Origin of the sequence: Pseudomonas sp. CAN1, assembly GCF_030462585.1 — a bacterium.
In the GTDB taxonomy this organism is placed as follows: Bacteria; Pseudomonadota; Gammaproteobacteria; order Pseudomonadales; family Pseudomonadaceae; genus Pseudomonas.
This window is the reverse complement of record NZ_JASMRU010000025.1, coordinates 51320-68520: the sequence shown is the minus strand read 5'-3', so window position 1 is coordinate 68520 and position 17201 is coordinate 51320. Positions and strand designations below refer to the sequence as shown.

The window sequence follows — 17201 nt, the reverse complement described above, 5'->3', positions numbered from 1 at the left end:
GCACATTGGTTAGCAGGACGGCATTTATACCGCCCTGATCGTTATAAGGAAGCGTGCAGATGTATGTAGTCACCCTTGCCGGCAGCCCGAGCCAGCGTTCCCGCTCCGGTGTCCTCCTGGACATCGCGCGGAACTGGCTGCACGCGCACGGCGCCGAGGTGCGCTCCTACAGCGTGCACGACTTCCCGGCCGAGGAGCTGCTGCACGCACGCTTCGATAGCCCGCGCATTGTCGAGCTGATCGAGCAGGTGCTGCGCGCCGACGGCCTGGTGATTTCCACCCCGGTGTACAAGGCGTCCATCGCCGGTGCGCTGAAGGTCATCCTCGACCTGCTGCCGGAGCGGGCGCTGGCGCACAAGGTAGTGCTGCCCCTGGCCACCGGCGGTAGCAACGCCCACATGCTGGCGGTGGACTATGCGCTCAAGCCGGTCCTCGCCGCGTTGAAGGCACAGGAAACCCTGCACGGCGTGTTCGCCGAAGAGAGCCAGGTGCAATACCCCGAGGGCAATACCCCGGCGCGCCTGGAATCGACCCTCGAACACCGACTGCTGGAATCCCTGGAACAGTTCCACGGCGCCCTCGTGCGCCGGCCGAAACCCAACGACCCGAACCTGCTCAACGAACGGCTGATCAACGCCCGCTGGAGCATCTGACCGACAACACCAACGCAGTCGAACGCCAAGCCCCAACCCGGCAGGCGGCAACTGCGTCAAAAAATGAAAGGCCCTCACCGTCCCGACAACGGGACCGCAGGTCCGGCAAGCACACTCGATAAAGGAGCACTCCCATGCGGACCCTCACTTTGCGTAGTGGACTGGCGGCCCTGCTGATCGCGGCCCTGTCCTACAACGCCCAGGCAGACGAACAACCCGGTACCGTGCGTATCGGCTACCAGAAGTACGGCACCCTGGTGCTGCTCAAGGCCCGTGGCACGCTGGAGAAGCGCCTGGCCGAGCAGGGCGTCAAGGTGCAATGGACCGAATTCCCCGGTGGCCCGCAGCTGCTGGAAGGCCTGAACGTCGGCAGCATCGACTTCGGCGTTACCGGCGAAACCCCGCCGGTATTTGCCCAGGCCGCTGGCGCCGATCTCGTCTACGTCGCCCACGAACCGCCGGCGCCGACCAGCGAAGCGATCCTGCTGCCCAAGGATTCGCCGATCAAATCCGTCGCCGAGCTCAAGGGCAAGAAGGTCGCCCTGAACAAGGGCTCCAACGTGCACTACCTGCTGGTGCGCGCCCTGGAGAAGGCCGGCCTGAAGTACAGCGACATCCAGCCCGTGTACCTGCCGCCGGCCGACGCCCGCGCCGCCTTCGAGCGCGGCAGCGTGGATGCCTGGGTGATCTGGGACCCGTACCAGGCCGCCGCCGAGAAGCAGCTTTCCGCCCGCACGCTGGTGGACGGTTCCGACCTTGTGGATAACCACCAGTTCTACCTGGCGACCCGTCCCTACGCGACCAACCACCCGCAGGTGATCACCACCCTGATCGACGAAGTGCGCTCGGTCGGCGAGTGGTCGCAGCAGAACCCGCAGCAGGTCACCGACCAGGTCGCGCCGCTGCTCGGCCTGCCGGCGGACATCACCTTCACTGCGGTGAAACGCCAGGGCTACGGCGCCCAGCCGATCACCCCGGAAGTCACCGCGGCGCAACAGAAGATCGCCGACACCTTCACCGACCTGAAGCTGATCCCCAGGAAGCTGAGCATCAAGGACGTGGTCTGGACCGCACCGGCCAAGGTGGCCGCCCAGTAACCGATCCGCTTTTCGTAGGAGCGAGCTTGCTCGCGAACCCGCCCAGCCCAGGAACTGCCGGGGAATCCGTTCGCGAGCAAGCTCGCTCCTACAAGAACGCAACACGAACCACCCCAATCCCATCATCGCGCGGCTACGCCACGCCGGCGCGCTTATCTGGAGTTACTGCGATGAGTCTGAATATCTTCTGGTTCCTGCCGACCCACGGCGACGGCCATTACCTGGGCACCGCCGAAGGCGCCCGCGCTGTCGACCACGGTTATCTGCAACAGGTCGCCCAGGCTGCCGACCGCCTTGGTTTCGGTGGCGTACTGATCCCCACCGGCCGCTCCTGCGAGGACTCCTGGCTGGTCGCCGCCTCGCTGATCCCGGTGACCCAGCGCCTGAAATTCCTGGTCGCCTTGCGCCCGGGCATCATTTCCCCGACCGTGGCCGCCCGCCAGGCCGCAACCCTCGACCGGCTCTCCGGTGGGCGCGCGCTGTTCAACCTGGTGACCGGCGGCGACCCGGACGAGCTGGCCGGTGACGGCCTGCACCTGAGCCACGCCGAGCGCTACGAAGCCTCGGTCGAATTCACCCGCATCTGGCGCCGCGTGCTGGAAGGGGAGACCGTCGACTACGACGGCAAGCACCTGCAGGTGAAGGGCGCCAAGCTGCTCTATCCGCCGATCCAGCAACCGCGTCCGCCGCTGTATTTCGGCGGCTCCTCCGATGCCGCCCAGGATCTGGCCGCCGAGCAGGTCGAGCTGTACCTGACCTGGGGCGAGCCGCCGGCCGCTGTTGCCGAGAAGATCGCCCAGGTACGCGAGAAGGCCGCCAGGCAGGGCCGCAGCGTGCGCTTCGGCATCCGCCTGCACGTGATCGTCCGCGAGACCAACGAGGAAGCCTGGCAGGCCGCCGACCGCCTGATCTCCCACCTGGACGACGACACCATCGCCCGTGCCCAGGCCTCGCTGGCGCGCTTCGACTCCGTCGGCCAGCAACGCATGGCCGCCCTGCACGGCGGCAACAAGGACAACCTGGAAGTCAGCCCCAACCTCTGGGCCGGTGTCGGCCTGGTACGTGGCGGCGCCGGCACCGCGCTGGTGGGCGACGGCCCGACCGTGGCGGCGCGCGTGAAGGAGTACGCGGAGCTGGGCATCGACACCTTCATCTTCTCCGGTTACCCGCACCTGGAAGAGTCCTACCGGGTCGCCGAACTGCTCTTCCCGCATCTGGACCTGGCTCAGGCGCAGGCGCCGCAGGCACGTGGCTATGTCAGCCCGTTCGGCGAGATGGTCGCCAACGACATCCTGCCGAAAGCCACCGCTGCCAGCTGACACCCGTAGGGCGCATGAAGCGGAACGCTTCATCCGCCATGGCGGATAACGCTGGCGCGTTATGCGCCCTACGTAGCTGTAGGAGCGAGCTTGCTCGCGAACCATTCGGGTGGGAGATCCGAGAATGAGTAACAAGAGCGTCAATACCATTGCCCAGCGCCTCGCGCCCTGGGCCCTGCCGGTGGGCCTGGTGGTCATCTGGCAGTTGGCGGTGGAATTCGGCTGGCTGTCCAGCCGCATCCTGCCCGCGCCCAGCGCCGTGGCTGAGGCCGGCTACCACCTGGTGGTCAGCGGCGAACTCTGGCAACACCTGGCGATCAGCACCTGGCGCGCCGCCGTCGGCTTCGTCATCGGCGGCAGCATCGGCCTGGTGCTGGGCCTGATCACCGGCCTGTCGCAGTGGGGCGAGCGCTTCCTCGACAGCTCGGTGCAGATGATCCGCAACGTGCCGCACCTGGCGCTGATCCCGCTGGTGATCCTGTGGTTCGGCATCGACGAGTCGGCGAAGATCTTCCTGGTCGCCCTCGGCACGCTGTTCCCGATCTACCTCAACACCTACCACGGCATCCGCAATATCGATCCGGGGCTGCTGGAAATGTCGCGCAGCTACGGGCTGTCCGGCTTCGCGCTGTTCCGCCAGGTGATCCTGCCCGGCGCGCTGCCCTCGATCCTGGTCGGCGTGCGCTTCGCCCTGGGCTTCATGTGGCTGACCCTGATCGTCGCCGAGACCATCTCCGCCAACTCCGGCATCGGCTACCTGGCGATGAACGCCCGGGAGTTCCTGCAGACCGACGTGGTGGTGCTGGCGATCCTCCTCTACGCCGTGCTCGGCAAGCTCGCCGACCTCGCCGCCCGTGGCCTGGAACGCATCTGGCTGCGCTGGCACCCGGCCTATCAGGTCAAGGGAGGTGCGGCATGAACGCAGTCAATCCGCTGTCTCAAAAGCAGCTGCCGCAGCAACTGAAGAAAGGCATCCCGCTGGCGCTGGAAAACGTGCGCAAGCGCTTCGGCGAACGCGAGGTGCTCAAGGGCATCGACCTGCGGATTCCCGCTGGCCAGTTCGTCGCCATCGTCGGCCGCAGCGGTTGCGGCAAGAGCACCCTGCTGCGCCTGCTGGCCGGGCTCGATGAAGCCAGCGACGGCCAGTTGCTGGCCGGCTCCGCGTCGCTGGAAAGCGCCCGCGAAGAGACCCGCCTGATGTTCCAGGACTCGCGCCTGCTGCCGTGGAAACGGGTGATCGACAACGTCGGCCTGGGCCTCAAGGGCGACTGGCGTCCGAAGGCGCTGGATGCTCTGGCGGCGGTAGGCCTGTCAGACCGCGCCAATGAATGGCCGGCGGGCCTGTCTGGCGGCCAGAAACAGCGCGTGGCCCTGGCCCGTGCGCTGATCCACCAGCCGCGCCTGCTGCTGCTCGACGAGCCGCTGGGCGCGCTGGATGCCCTGACCCGCATCGAGATGCAGCAACTGATCGAGAACCTCTGGCAGCAGCATGGCTTCACCGTGCTGCTGGTCACCCACGACGTCAGCGAGGCCGTGGCGATCGCCGACCGGGTGATCCTCATCGAGGATGGCGAGATCGGCCTGGACCTCAATGTCGAGCTGCACCGGCCGCGTGCCCGTGGCTCGGCCAGGCTCGCCGCGCTGGAAGCCGAAGTGCTCGAACGCGTGCTGTCGCTGCCGGCCCAGCCGCCCGAGCCGGAACCCGTTTCCCCACTGCCCACGCAACTGCGCTGGGCGCTTTGAACCCACAGTGAACACCCCATTCTCCCAAGGAGCTACGCCATGACCATCAAAGCCATCAACGTCCGCAACCAGTTCAAAGGCACCATCAAGGAAATCGTCGAAGGCGACGTGCTGTCGGAAATCGACGTGCAGACCGCCGCCGGCATCGTCACCTCGGTGATCACCACCCGTTCCGTGAAGGAACTGGAACTGGTCGTCGGCAGCGAAGTGATCGCCTTCGTGAAATCCACCGAGGTCTCCATCGCCAAGCTGTGAGTGCGGCGCTGGATGGGAGCGGGCAGTCCGGAAACGGGCTGCCCGTTTTCTTTTGTGTCGGGAAACGCAGGACTGCTTGCGTAGGAGCGGACCTTGTCCGCGAATCTCCGTCCCCTTGCTGGCATTGCCGGTTGAATGCCCATCGAGTGAGCGCAGCACTGATGTGTGCCCTGTGGCAACGCATTCCGCCGCGAAGGATTTCGCGGACAAGGTCCGCTCCTACCGGATAGCTCTGCGCTTGGATCGCCCCTCACCCTAACCCTCTGGCCGGCACAGGATCATCCAGGTAGGAGCGGACTCCGTCCGCGATCGATTTCCGGCAGCACCGAGCTGGTCGGTGGCACATCGCGGACGGAGTCCGCTCCTACGAATGCCCCACCTTCATACGGCTAGAGCAATTGCTCTACTTCCCCTAGACTCCGCTCAAACCAACAAGAGAAAGGAGTCCCGCATGTCCCTGAGTCCCTCTGCCTTCGCCCTGCTCGGCCTGGTCGCCTGGACCGTGCTGCTGGTCCTGCTGCTGGTCAACCAGCGCGGGCTGCTGGTGATGTCCGGCCGCATGAGAGTCAACGTCTTCGCCGCCGACGGCAGCAACACCCCCGGCACCTTCGGCCAGCGCCTGGTGCGCGCCCACGCAAACTGCGTGGAGAACTTGCCGCTGTTCTGCGCCGTGCTGCTCTACGCCATGGTCACCCAGCAGACGGTGATCACCGACCCGCTGGCGCCGGCCCTTCTGGTGGCGCGCATCGTCCAGTCGGTGGTGCACCTGCTCAGCACCTCGGCGCTGGCGGTGTGGGTGCGCTTCGCGGCGTTCTTCATCCAGCTGATCATCCTGATCTGGTGGTTGCTGCGCCTCTCGACCCTGATCTGACCAGCGACCGGAACAGTTGCACAGCGCAACTGTTCCTATGGGGCGATACCGCCATGACTTAGCATGGCGGACCGCATACGCGTCGAGGCACTCATGCACGTTTCATCCGGCCGCTGGCAGTTCGGCCTGTTCCTGGCCCTGGTCACCGCCGTCCTCTGGGGCATCCTGCCAATCAAGCTCAAGGAAGTCCTGAAGGTCATGGACCCGATCACCGTCACCTGGTTTCGCCTGGTGGTATCCGGTGGTTTGCTGCTCATCTACCTGGGCTTCAGCCGCCAGCTGCCGCGCTTCGCGCCGCTGGGCAAACGTGGCAAGGGGCTGGTGCTGGTGGCCATCCTCGGCCTGACCGGCAACTACGTCTGCTACCTGGTCGGCCTGCGCCTGCTCACGCCGGGCACCACGCAACTGGTGATCCAGATCGCACCGATCCTCCTGCTGCTGGGCAGCCTGTTCGTCTTCAAGGAAAGCTTCAGCATCGGCCAGGCGCTCGGCCTCGCGGTGCTGATCTTCGGCTTCGGGCTGTTCTTCAACCAGCGCCTGGCCGAGCTGTTCGGCTCCCTCGGCGAGTACACCACCGGCGTGCTCATCGTGGTCTTCGCCGCCTTCATCTGGACCTTCTACGGCCTGGCGCAGAAGCAGTTGCTGACCCAGTGGACCTCGGTGCAGGTGATGATGGTGATCTACCTGGGCTGCGGCGCGCTGCTCACGCCCTGGGCGCATCCGCTGGAGGCGCTGGACCTGTCACCGCTGCAGGGTTGGCTGCTGCTAGCTTGTTGCCTGAATACCCTGGTGGCCTACGGCGCCTTCGCTGAGGCGCTGGCGCACTGGGAGGCTTCGCGGGTCAGCGCGACCCTGGCAATCACGCCGTTGGTGACCTTTGCCTCGGTGGCCCTGGCCGCCTCGCTGTGGCCGGAGTTCGTGCTGCCTGAAGAACTCAACGGCCTGGCCTACCTCGGCGCGTTGCTGGTGGTCAGCGGCTCGGCGCTCACCGCGCTCGCGCCTTCGCTGCTGCGCAGTTACCGGGCGCGAAGGGCGCGCATCGCCAACGTCTGAATCCCTGAATGGCCGCCGCGAGGCGGCCTTTTGCTAGCCATCGCGTTCATTCGGCTTCAATTTCGCAAATGATATGTATTATCATTTGTGCAATTCGATAGTTGCCGGTGGCCAAGCGCCCCGGTTCTGGGGGCGACGTGGTAGCGGGCAAGTGCGGGGCAGGGCGGCGACGCCGGGAGGCGTGCGTCGATGGATGAGCGCTTTTCCCGTTCGGTGTCCCAGGCCTATCGCTCCTTCCACGGCGAACTGCTGCGCTTTTTGCGCAAGCAACTGGGCAGCTCGGCGGACGCCGCAGACCTCGCCCAGGATGCTTTTGCCCAGTGGCTCAAGTCCTCCTCCAGGCATGAGGTGGAGCAGCCGCGCGCCTTCCTGTTCCAGGTCGCGCGCAACCTGCTGCGCGACCACTGGCAGCGCTCGCGGCGCTTCGCCAGCGAGCCGCAAGAGGCCACGGATACTGACCAGCAACCGGCCGCCGAAGGGGGCGAACCCGTGGTGCAGTTCGAGCGACAACGTTACCTTCGGCAGCTTTCCCAGGCTCTCGACAGCCTGCCGCCACGGCGCCGCGAGGCCTTCGTCCTGCACAAGTTCGACGGCCTGTCGCAGCCCGAGGTGGCGCAGCGCATGGGGATTTCACTGAGCATGGTGGAGAAGCACGTCGCCAGTGCGCTGTTGCACTGCAAGCGGCACGTTCAGGGAGAGGGCGAAGCATGACGCCACATGAGGAACGCCAGCAGGTGATCGACGAACTGGCCGCCAAGTGGTTCAGCCGCCAGCGCTCGGGCGCCTGTGACGCCCGCGAGCGCCAGGCCTTCGCCGACTGGCTGGCGGAAGACCCGGCCCACGCTTCCGCCTACCGCGAGATCGAGCAGCTGTGGAGCGATTTCGACCAGGTGCGCCGGCCCGTCCTCGCGCCGCGCCGCCGTTCCAGCCTGCCCTGGCGCGGGCTCGCCGCGGCCAGCGTGTTCTGCGCGGCCTTGCTGCTGGCCAATGATTTCAGCGGCGGCCGTCTGGCCGATCCGCAGCAGGTGCAAGCCACCGCGCCGGGCGAGCAACGCGAGGTGACGCTGGTGGATGGCACGCGGGTTTTCCTGGCGGCGGATTCGGCGTTGCGGGTGGATTACTCAGAGGGTTTCCGCGATGTGCAGTTGCTCCGTGGCGAAGCCTATTTCGAAGTGACCCACGATGCCAACCGGCCCTTCCGCGTGACCGCCGGCGACAGTCGGGTGCGGGTGCTTGGCACCGGCTTTGACGTGCACCGCGAGGGCGATGACCTGACCGTCGCCGTGCGTCACGGCAAGGTGGTGTTGCAGGCGCAGCTCGCGGCACCGGGCGAGCAGACGCTGACCGCCGGCGACCGCGCCCGTTTGCCCAGCGGGGCAGGGGAGGCGCAGCTCGACCGCGTACCGGTCGCTGCCATCGCTGCCTGGCGCGACGGCATGCTCGCCTTCCACAACCAGCCGCTGGGCGCACTGGTGGACGAGCTGTCGCAATACCGCGCCGCGCCGATTCGCCTGGGTGACGAGCGCCTGGCGCAGAAGCCCATCTCCGGCAACGTACGCCTGGCCCGCCCGGACGACTTCCTCGCCGCCCTGCCGGTGCTGCTGGACGTGCGCGTGCAGCGCAAGGCCGACGGCAGCGCGGTCATCCTGCCGCGCTGATTCGAGCGCGCCATGCGCGCCTACAGGTTTCCCCGGCGCTGGCCCATTACGTAGGAGCGGACTTCGTCCGCGATCGATTTCCGGCGGCTCCGAGCTGGCCGGCTGCACAGCGCGGACGGAGTCCGCTCCTACAAGAAACTACACAGGGCGGATAACCCGCCAGCGTTATCCGCCGCAAAGGGGCCGGCTGGCAGCGTCTCTTGTAGGAGCGAGCTTGCTCGCGAACCCGCCCAGCTCCGCTGCTGCCGGGGAGCCCGTTCGCGAGCAAGCTCGCTCCTACGAAAGCCCGCATTGGCCTCAATTTGCGCCGCGCGGTCTCCTCTTCTTGCAGAGAGAGAGCTGGCTCTCGTACAGGACCTCACGTAGGAGCGGACTTCGTCCGCGATTGATTCCCGGCAGCTCCGAGCTGGCCGGTTGCACATCGCGGACGGAGCCCGCTCCTACAAAAACGACAACGGCACAGCTTCGATTATTTTTGAGAAATATTTTTATTTGCAGGTGTGGGTTTTTCTCGAATGAGGGTCTTCCCCGTCATTCGCTGCGAAACGCGCAGCGCTTTTCGACCCTGGGGAGGGCCTTGCATGCAGTCTCGTTTCAACTTCCCGTTCGCGCGCCCGCTGGGCTGTGCCGTGCTGCTCGGCAGCCTGATGATGGCCGAGTACAGCCGCGCCGCCGACTGGCAGGTCGACCTGCCGGCGCAGTCGCTCAGCGAATCCATCGGCAGCCTGTCGCAGCAGGCCGGCGTACAGGTGCTCTACGACGCCGCCCAGCTGGACGGCCTCAAGGCGCCCGCGGTGAACGGCCGCTACAGCGTGCGTGAAGCGCTGGAACATCTGCTCAAGGGCTCGTCGCTGGAGCTGGTGGAGGCGGGCGACGGCTTCGTCGTGCGGCGCTCGGGCAAGGTCGACAAGTTCAGCGACAACGCCATCGAGCTGGACTCGCAGACCATCGTCGGCAGCGGCCTGTCGGTGGATTCCAGCAACGTCGGCCGTTCGACCCTGACCCGCAAGGACATCGAGCGGATCCAGGCCGACAACATTCCCAGCCTGCTGCAGACCCTGCCCGGCGTGACCATGGGTGGCTCGCCCAAGCCGGGCGGGCAGACCGTCAACATCTGGGGCCTGGGCGATGCCGAGGACGTGCCCTTTACCCTCGACGGCGCACCCAAGAGCGGCTTCGAGCGCTACCAGCAGGGCACCGTGTTCATCGAGCCGGAGCTGATCAAGCGCATCGAAGTGGAGAAGGGCCCGCATTCGGTCTACAACGGCAACGGCGGCTTCGGCGGCACCGTGCACATGGAGACCAAGGACGCCCCGGACATGCTGCGCGATGACCAGAACGTCGGCGCCATGCTCAAGTACGGCTACCACTCCAACGACCAGCAGAAGATCTACAGCGGCGCCGTGTATGGCCGCACCGAGGACCGCAAGGTCGATGCCCTGGCCTTCCTCACCGCCCGCGACGGCCGCGACATCAAGCTTGCCGGGCACATTCCCGACCCGAACAACAACTACCCGATCAACCCCAGCCGCCTGCCCAACAGCGCCCAGGACCTGGACGCCGGGCTGTTCAAGCTGAACCTGCACCCCAACCTCGACAACGACATCAGCCTGGCCTACAGCCGCTCCCACAGTACGCGCTGGACGCCTTTCTCCTCGGCCTCCTACCCGACGCCGCCGACCCAGTCGAGCATCGACCGCTACGGCTACGAGGCCGCGCTCAAGCGCCTGCTGGCGCACCGCGACACCACCGACACCACGTGGTCGGGCAAGTACGAATACCACCCGATCGACAACCCGCTGATCGACCTGATGGTGCAGTACTCCGAGTCGCATATCGACCAGACCGACGAGCGCAACCCGGACGCCTTCTTCCAGGTCTCCACCGGCGGCCGCAAGATGGACACCGACTACAAGGACAAGGTGCTGGAGCTGCGCAACACCAGCCTGTTCGCCACCGGCCCGGTGCAGCATGCGTTCACCATCGGCACGCAGTTCCACCGCCACACCCGCACCACCGACATGTACATCCCCGGTTCCACCTACGACACCGCGCGCTACAACTACGGCCACTTCCAGCCGACCTTCATGCCCAGCGGCAAGCAGAACACCAACAGCGCCTACATCCAGGACGCGCTGACCCTGGGTAGCGTGACCATCACCCCGTCACTGCGCTTCGACCACGTGCGCAACCAGGGCAAGGACAACGACGCGCCGCTCTACAACAACGCCGCCCAAGGCCACGACTACAGCTCGCAGACCTACAGCGGCTGGTCGCCGCGCCTGTCGCTGTTCTGGACCGCCACCGAGCGCCTGGGCTTCTTCGCCGACTACAGCCGCACCTGGCGCGCGCCGGTGATCGACGAGATGTACGAGGTGCAGAACAGCAGCACGGTCAGCGCAACCAGCCGTGACCTGGACCCCGAGCGCATCCACGCGCTGCGCTTCGGCTCGCTGGTCAACCTGCCGGACCTGTTCATCAACGGCGACAACCTGCAGGTGCGCACCACGCTGTTCCAGAACAAGATCAAGGACGAAATCTTCCGCACCCGCAGCGTTGCCTGCGAGCAGCAGGCCATCGACAACGGCACCATCTCCGGCAGCTGCGGCGACTACCTGCCGCTGTCCAACTACCGCAACATGCCCGGCGTGACCTACAAGGGCTTCGAGGTCGAGAGCTTCTATGACAGCCCGTGGCTGTTCGGTGGGCTGTCCTACTCGTGGGTGACCGGCAAGCACGACGGCGCCTACAGCAACCCCTGGGGCCCGAACGTGTGGGCGCGCGACGTGCCGCCGGCCAAGTGGGTCGCCACCCTGGGCACCAAGATCCCGTCCTGGGATGCGCAGATCGGCTGGCAGGGTGAGTTCGTCCGCAAGACCGACCGCCTGCCCAGCGACAAGTATTCCGGCGGCATGGGCACCAGCGTCGGCGACGTGTTCTGGGACCAGACGGTCAACGACAGCTACGACACCCACCGTGTGTTCGCCAGCTGGAAACCGCGGCGCCTGGGCCTGGAGAACACCGAGCTGAACTTCACCGTCGACAACCTGTTCAACCGCGACTACCACCCGGCGCTGGCCGGCGACAGCGTCTACAGCCAGGGCCGCAACGCCAAGTTCAGCCTGACTCAGTACTTCTGATCCGACGCCGGCGCCAACGGCGGATAACGCCCGAGGCGTTATTCGCGCTACGGCACGCACCGACCTGCTCTGGTAGGGCGGATAAAGCGGAACGCTTTATCCGCCGTGGCGCAGGGGAGAAACGGCCAGCGGCGGATAACGCTTGAAGCGTTATTCGCCCTACGACACTGGAGCTGGGCGGCCCACAAAAGGAAGGGCCAAGCACCAACGAAAACGGGCGCCCGAAGGCGCCCGTTTTCTTTTCACCACATGGCTCAGTCGTTGGACGGACGAACCAGGCGATAGACCAGCGCACCGATCACGCCGCCCGCCAGCGGGGCAACCCAGAACAGCCACAGCTGCTTCATGAACAGCGGATCGGCGAAGATAGCCACACCCAGGCTACGTGCCGGGTTCACCGAGGTGTTGGTGACCGGGATGCTGATCAGGTGGATCAGCGCCAGGGTCAGGCCGATGGCCAGCGGGGCGAAGCCTGCCGGAGCCTTCTGGTCGGTGGCGCCCATGATCACGAACAGGAAGAACGCGGTCAGCAGCACTTCGATCATCAGCGCGGACTGCAGGCTGTAGCCGCTCGGCGAGCCTTCGGCATAACCGTTGGCGGCGAAGCCGGCCAGCGGGTCGAAGCCGGCCTTGCCGGAGGCGATCAGGTACAGGGCGCCGCCGGCGAGCACGCCGCCGATGCACTGGGCAATGATGTACGGCACCAGCTCAGCGGTGCGGAAGCGGCCACCAGCCCAAAGGCCGAGACTTACGGCCGGGTTCAGGTGGCAACCGGAGATCGGGCCGATGGCATAGGCCATGGTCACCACGGTCAGGCCGAAGGCCAGGGCAACACCCAGTACGCCAATGGCGTGGGCGGCGAAGATGGCGCTGCCGCAACCACCGAACACCAGCCAGAACGTGCCGATCATTTCGGCGGAGAGTTTGCGAAGCATGCTGCCTCCAGAGGCGAGAGGAACCCCGGATCGGGGCGAGGGCATGCTAGGAAAATCGAGAGTGGATGCGGCGTAGGTGATTTCCCAAGATATTGGGGCTGCCTTCTGAACGGGTGTCGAAACCAGGCTGGGCAGCGCCTAGGGCGCTATCCAGCCTGTTTTCAAACTTGCGTGCCGAGCTGCTCCGCCCGGCGCAGCCAGCCCTGGCGCTGCTCCTCGCCGGAGCCGCGCACCGGGCTGAATTCCTCCAGGTGGTGCAGGGCGATGCCGCAGGGCGCGAGGATGCAGCGGGTCATCTGCCGATGGGCCGGGGCGCCCTGGCGCAGGCGGTAGTGCCAGTGGGTCTGGTCGTGGCTGACCAGCAGGTCGGCGCTGCGCCCGCCCAGCAGCGGTTCGAACTCGCGGGATTCCACCGAGCGGTAGCGGAAGGCGAAGCCGGGCTGCAGCACGCGGTCGAAGAAGCCCTGCAGCAGCGCCGGCAGGCCGCCCCACCAGATCGGGTAGACGAACACCAGGTGCTGCGCCCAGTGGATCTGCCGCTGGGCGTCGAGCACATCCGGCTCCAGGCTCTGGCTCTGTTCGTAACCGCCGCGCAACACCGGGTCGAAGTTCAGCTCGCCGAGTTTCAGCGTGTGCACCACGTGGCCCTTGGCACGGGCGCCCTGGGCGTATGACTCGGCCAGCGCATGGCAGAAACCGCCGGGTTTGGGCGAGCCCAGCACCAGCAGTACGCGCTTGCCGTCGCCCTCGATCGGGGTGGCGCCGGAGCGGGTCGGTTCAACCATTCTGCCCGGCCTCCAGCATGGTTTCCGGGCGCACCCACTGGTCGAACTCGGCATCGGTCAGGTAGCCCAGTTCCAGCGCGGCTTCGCGCAGGGTCTTGCCCTCGGCGTAGGCCTTCTTGGCGATCTCGGCGGCCTTGTCGTAGCCGATGTGCGGGTTCAGCGCGGTCACCAGCATCAGGCCGCGGTCGAGGTGCTCGCGCATCTTCGCTGCGTCCGGCTCCATGCCGGCGATGCAGTGGGTGTTGAAGTTGCGGCAGCCGTCGGCCAGCAGGCGCGCGGACTTCAGCAGGTTGTGGATGATCACCGGCTTGTAGACGTTGAGCTGCAGGTGGCCCTGGCTGGCGGCGAAGGTGATGGCGGCGTCGTTGCCGAACACCTGGCAGGCGAGCATCGATAGCGCCTCGCACTGGGTCGGGTTGACCTTGCCGGGCATGATCGAGGAGCCCGGCTCGTTGGCTGGCAGCTTCACTTCGGCGAAGCCCGCGCGCGGGCCTGAACCGAGCAGGCGCAGGTCGTTGGCGATCTTCATCAGCGCCACGGCGAGGGTCTTCATGGCGCCGGCCAGGGTCACCAGCGGCTCGTGGCCGGCGAGGGCGGCGAACTTGTTCGGTGCGGAGACGAAGGGCAGGCCGGAGAGGTCGGCCAGCTCGGCGGCGATGGCCTCGGCGAACTCCTTCGGCGCATTCAGCCCGGTGCCGACGGCGGTGCCGCCCTGGGCCAGTTCGTAGACCGCCGGCAGCGCCGCGCGTAGGGCACGCTCGGCGTAGTCGAGCTGGGCGACGAAGGCGGAAAGCTCCTGGCCGAAGGTGACGGGCGTGGCGTCCATCAGGTGGGTGCGCCCGGTTTTCACCAGGTTGGCGTGACGCGCGGCCTGCTGGGCGAGGCCGCCGGAGAGCTCGGCGATGGCCGGCAGCAGGTCGTTCTGCACGGCCTGCGCGGCGGCGATGTGCATGGCCGTGGGGAAGCTGTCGTTGGAGCTCTGCGCGCGGTTCACGTGGTCGTTGGGGTGCACCGGCTTCTTGCCGCCGCGGCCGTTGCCGGCGATCTCGTTGGCGCGCCCGGCGATCACCTCGTTGACGTTCATGTTGCTCTGGGTGCCGCTGCCGGTCTGCCAGACCACCAGCGGGAACTGCTCGTCGTGCTCGCCCGCCAGCACTTCGTCGGCGGCTTCCTCGATCAGGCTGGTGATGTTCTCCGGCAGCTCACCCAACTGCGCGTTGACCCGCGCGGCGGCCTTCTTGATCAGCGCCAGGGCATGCACCACGGCCAGCGGCATGCGCTGCCCGCCGATGGCGAAATTCTCCAGCGAGCGCTGGGTCTGGGCGCCCCAGTAAGCGTCCTCGGGGACCTCGATGGGACCGAGGCTGTCGGTTTCGGTGCGGCTCATGGTGCTGTCTCCGGAAAAGGGTCTCGGCCAGTTTAGGCCGCTACGAAGCTTCCGGGTTCCACTCTGGCTCAATGGCCGTGATAGAGCGGTTTCGCTGTGCCTCAGGTCACCCGCGGGCGATCACCACCTGGCGTGCGTGGCGCCGACCCAGCCGAGCGCACCGCTGACCGGCACCAGGTCGCCCTCGGCGCTGCGCAGCGAGCCGTCGAAGCGGCCGAACCACTGGCTGGTCTCGGCGAACAGCGGGCCCAGGCGCGGATGGGCTCGATGCAGCTTGCGCGGGGTGAAGGTGAGGTCGACGCGCTCGTCGGCACAGCGTAGCTGCCAGGGCGACAGCGGATCGTGCGGCACCTGGCGGATATCCACAGGGCCGTCCAGCGGCTGCAGTTCGCCGCCGAACCACAGGGCGTTCTCGCTCAGGTGGCTGTTTTCCGTCCAGCCGGCGCCGAAGTTGCCGGCGATGCCGCCGGGCGCGGCGAAGGCGGCGCGGGTCCATTGGGTATTGAATGGCCAGACGCCGCGACCGAAATCCAGCGCGGCGAAGCTCTGGCCTTCGGTGCAGCGGTAGGTCTTGCGGCCAAGGGTGAGGCTACCGCTGATCGGCAGGCCCATCTGCCGGCTGCAGGCGTGGAAGCACTTGCCGGTCATGGGCACCACCAGGTTGACCGATTCCAGGTGCGCCGGGCGCTGCACCTCCAGCGACAGGTTCAGCGGCTGGCCGCCCAGGTTCGGCGCGCAGGCGGTGATGCGCAGCTGGCCGGGCTGCTCGTCGAAGCCCAGGCTCAGTTGGCCGTGGTCGAAGCGATGGCTCTGGTTCGGCATGTCCGGCAGCTGGCAGCCCAGGCCGAAGGGGCTGAACTGGGTGCGGTGCACCGACTGTCCGGTTTCCAGGTCGAGGAAGTACACGGCGCCGTAGCCCAGGTAGTCGAGGTCGGCGATGGTGATCGACAGCATCCAGCCCGGCGCGTTGATGCACCAGTGGTTCCAGCGCTTGCGCCGGCCGGCGTTGCCGGAGAGCCGGCAGAGCGTCTGCGGGCGGGAGGACCAGCCCACGGCCGCGGCGTTCAGGCGGCCGCGCGCATCGCACAGGGGCGGCGCGGCGACGGGCGTCGGCGGGTGGGAGAGGCTGTTCATCGGACACATCCATGTGGCAACGCGCCGCAGCATGCCGTTTCAGGAACTGTCCGACAAGAGAAGCGCGTCACTTGCCCGGCAATTGGCATTCTCTTGAGCGATTTCCGAACTTAGGCGCAGAATGGCGGGTCCCACCCGGACACCCTTCAGACTCACAGGACTGCCCCATGACCGTTCTTCGTTCCCTCTGCACTGCCGCTCTTCTGGTCGGCTTCAGCTCCGTGGCTCTGGCCGACGCCAATGCCGAGGCGGAGAAATTCCTCAAGCAGGTCCATGCCGACAAGCTGACCGTGCCGGTCTATGCGCAAGTCCAGCAGATGCTCGCCCAGCGTTTCGCCCAGGCGAAGGCGCCCGACAGCAAGAAGGCCGTGCTCGACCGCTACCAGGCCAAGGCCAATGCCGAACTGGATCGCGCTGTGGGTTGGGACAAGCTCAAGCCTGAACTGGTCAAGCTCTACACCAGCAACTTCAGCGAATCCGAGCTCAAGCAACTGAACGACTTCTACGCTTCTCCGCTGGGTCGCAAGGTGCTGGAAAAGATGCCGCGCCTGACCGCCGAATCCGCCCAGCTGACCCAGGCCAAACTGCAGACCGCGGTGGAGCCGGTGAACAAGCTGATGGCCGACATGGACAAGGAACTGGGCGTGAAGGCCCCGGCCGCTCCGGCCAAGAAGCCCTGATCCAGACGCGGTATCATTGCCTGAACCGTACTGACTGCCAGCGAGACCCGACATGAGCATGCGTGACCGTATCCAATCCGCCCTGGGCGCCCTCGAACCGCAACACCTCGAGGTGCTCGACGAGAGCCACATGCACAGCCGCGGACAGGAAACGCACTACAAGGCCGTGATCGTCAGCCCGGTGTTCGCCGGGTTGAATGCGGTGAAGCGGCATCAGAAGGTCTACGGCGCGCTCGGCGATCTGATGAGCCAGTTCCACGCCCTGGCCATGCATACCTACACCCCCGAGGAGTGGGCGCAGCAGGGCGCGGCACCGGATTCGCCGACCTGCCGCGGTGGCAGCAAGCATGATCTGCATTGAGAGCCTGATGCACTGATCGGCGAGCTGACCAAGCGCGTGCGGGCCTGGTCCCGTTCCGTGTAGAATGCGACTCCCAGCGCCGGCCTTTGGCCGGCGCTGTCATTTTCAGCTGTCGATCAGCTTTCTTTTC

At 66.5% G+C, this 17201-nt stretch carries 17 protein-coding genes; 13 read left to right on the top strand and 4 right to left on the bottom strand.

What is annotated here, in order from left to right; translation table 11 throughout:
* Positions 1-59: 59 nt before the first annotated feature.
* The 11 genes from ssuE (at position 60) to QO207_RS24550 (ending at position 11789) form a co-directional block, all read left to right on the top strand.
* Entirely contained in the window at positions 60-653 is a 594-nt protein-coding gene (gene ssuE, locus QO207_RS24600; RefSeq protein ID WP_301534879.1) for an NADPH-dependent FMN reductase, read from the top strand.
* A 134-nt stretch (positions 654-787) separates the two neighbouring features.
* Positions 788-1750, top strand: coding sequence for a sulfonate ABC transporter substrate-binding protein (locus tag QO207_RS24595; RefSeq protein ID WP_301534878.1), 963 nt, complete (start codon positions 788-790; stop codon positions 1748-1750).
* A 170-nt stretch (positions 1751-1920) separates the two neighbouring features.
* Positions 1921-3069: an FMNH2-dependent alkanesulfonate monooxygenase gene (gene ssuD / locus QO207_RS24590; protein WP_301534877.1), complete on the top strand. Its 1149-nt coding sequence runs from the start codon at positions 1921-1923 to the stop codon at positions 3067-3069.
* Between the two features lie 124 nt (positions 3070-3193).
* Positions 3194-3988 (top strand): aliphatic sulfonate ABC transporter permease SsuC, encoded by a 795-nt coding sequence (gene ssuC / locus QO207_RS24585; protein ID WP_301534876.1) that lies wholly within the window; start codon positions 3194-3196, stop codon positions 3986-3988.
* Positions 3985-4812 carry an aliphatic sulfonates ABC transporter ATP-binding protein gene (ssuB, locus tag QO207_RS24580; RefSeq protein WP_301534875.1) on the top strand — a complete coding sequence of 276 codons (828 nt, stop codon included), beginning with the start codon at positions 3985-3987 and terminating at the stop codon, positions 4810-4812. Before ssuC ends, ssuB begins: the two co-directional genes overlap by 4 nt.
* A 39-nt stretch (positions 4813-4851) precedes the next feature.
* The gene (locus QO207_RS24575; RefSeq protein ID WP_143489530.1) at positions 4852-5067 is read left to right on the top strand and encodes a molybdopterin-binding protein; all 216 of its coding nucleotides are present in this window, start codon (positions 4852-4854) and stop codon (positions 5065-5067) included.
* 451 nt (positions 5068-5518) lie between these two features.
* Positions 5519-5938, top strand: coding sequence for an MAPEG family protein (locus QO207_RS24570; protein WP_301534874.1), 420 nt, complete (start codon positions 5519-5521; stop codon positions 5936-5938).
* Between the two features lie 93 nt (positions 5939-6031).
* The gene (locus QO207_RS24565; RefSeq protein WP_301534873.1) at positions 6032-6991 is read left to right on the top strand and encodes a DMT family transporter; all 960 of its coding nucleotides are present in this window, start codon (positions 6032-6034) and stop codon (positions 6989-6991) included.
* 189 nt (positions 6992-7180) lie between these two features.
* A complete protein-coding gene (locus QO207_RS24560; protein WP_301534872.1) occupies positions 7181-7702 on the top strand; it encodes a sigma-70 family RNA polymerase sigma factor in 522 nt (173 codons plus the stop codon).
* Positions 7699-8649, top strand: a complete 951-nt coding sequence (locus QO207_RS24555) for a FecR family protein (protein WP_301534871.1) — start codon at positions 7699-7701, stop codon at positions 8647-8649. The genes QO207_RS24560 and QO207_RS24555 overlap by 4 nt, the downstream gene beginning before the upstream one ends.
* A gap of 647 nt (positions 8650-9296) precedes the next feature.
* Positions 9297-11789 carry a TonB-dependent receptor gene (locus tag QO207_RS24550; protein WP_301534888.1) on the top strand — a complete coding sequence of 831 codons (2493 nt, stop codon included), beginning with the start codon at positions 9297-9299 and terminating at the stop codon, positions 11787-11789.
* Between the two features lie 254 nt (positions 11790-12043).
* Here the strand turns inward: QO207_RS24550 and aqpZ are convergent, their stop codons facing one another.
* The 4 genes from aqpZ to QO207_RS24530 all read right to left on the bottom strand — a co-directional run bounded on the left by aqpZ (position 12044) and on the right by QO207_RS24530 (position 16030).
* A complete protein-coding gene (gene aqpZ, locus QO207_RS24545; protein ID WP_301534870.1) occupies positions 12044-12724 on the bottom strand; it encodes an aquaporin Z in 681 nt (226 codons plus the stop codon).
* 161 nt (positions 12725-12885) lie between these two features.
* Positions 12886-13509, bottom strand: coding sequence for an NAD(P)H-dependent oxidoreductase (locus tag QO207_RS24540; protein ID WP_301534869.1), 624 nt, complete (start codon positions 13507-13509; stop codon positions 12886-12888).
* A complete protein-coding gene (locus QO207_RS24535) occupies positions 13502-14896 on the bottom strand; it encodes a class II fumarate hydratase (RefSeq protein ID WP_301534868.1) in 1395 nt (464 codons plus the stop codon). Before QO207_RS24535 ends, QO207_RS24540 begins: the two co-directional genes overlap by 8 nt.
* A 120-nt stretch (positions 14897-15016) precedes the next feature.
* Positions 15017-16030, bottom strand: coding sequence for a DUF2804 domain-containing protein (locus QO207_RS24530; RefSeq protein WP_301534867.1), 1014 nt, complete (start codon positions 16028-16030; stop codon positions 15017-15019).
* 167 nt (positions 16031-16197) lie between these two features.
* Between QO207_RS24530 and QO207_RS24525 the strand changes: the two genes are divergently transcribed.
* Both QO207_RS24525 and QO207_RS24520 read left to right on the top strand, forming a co-directional pair.
* Positions 16198-16710 carry a DUF2059 domain-containing protein gene (locus tag QO207_RS24525; RefSeq protein ID WP_017517659.1) on the top strand — a complete coding sequence of 171 codons (513 nt, stop codon included), beginning with the start codon at positions 16198-16200 and terminating at the stop codon, positions 16708-16710.
* Between the two features lie 52 nt (positions 16711-16762).
* Complete coding sequence (locus QO207_RS24520; RefSeq protein WP_301534866.1) at positions 16763-17071, top strand: BolA family transcriptional regulator; 309 nt, start codon at positions 16763-16765, stop codon at positions 17069-17071.
* Positions 17072-17201 lie beyond the last annotated feature (130 nt).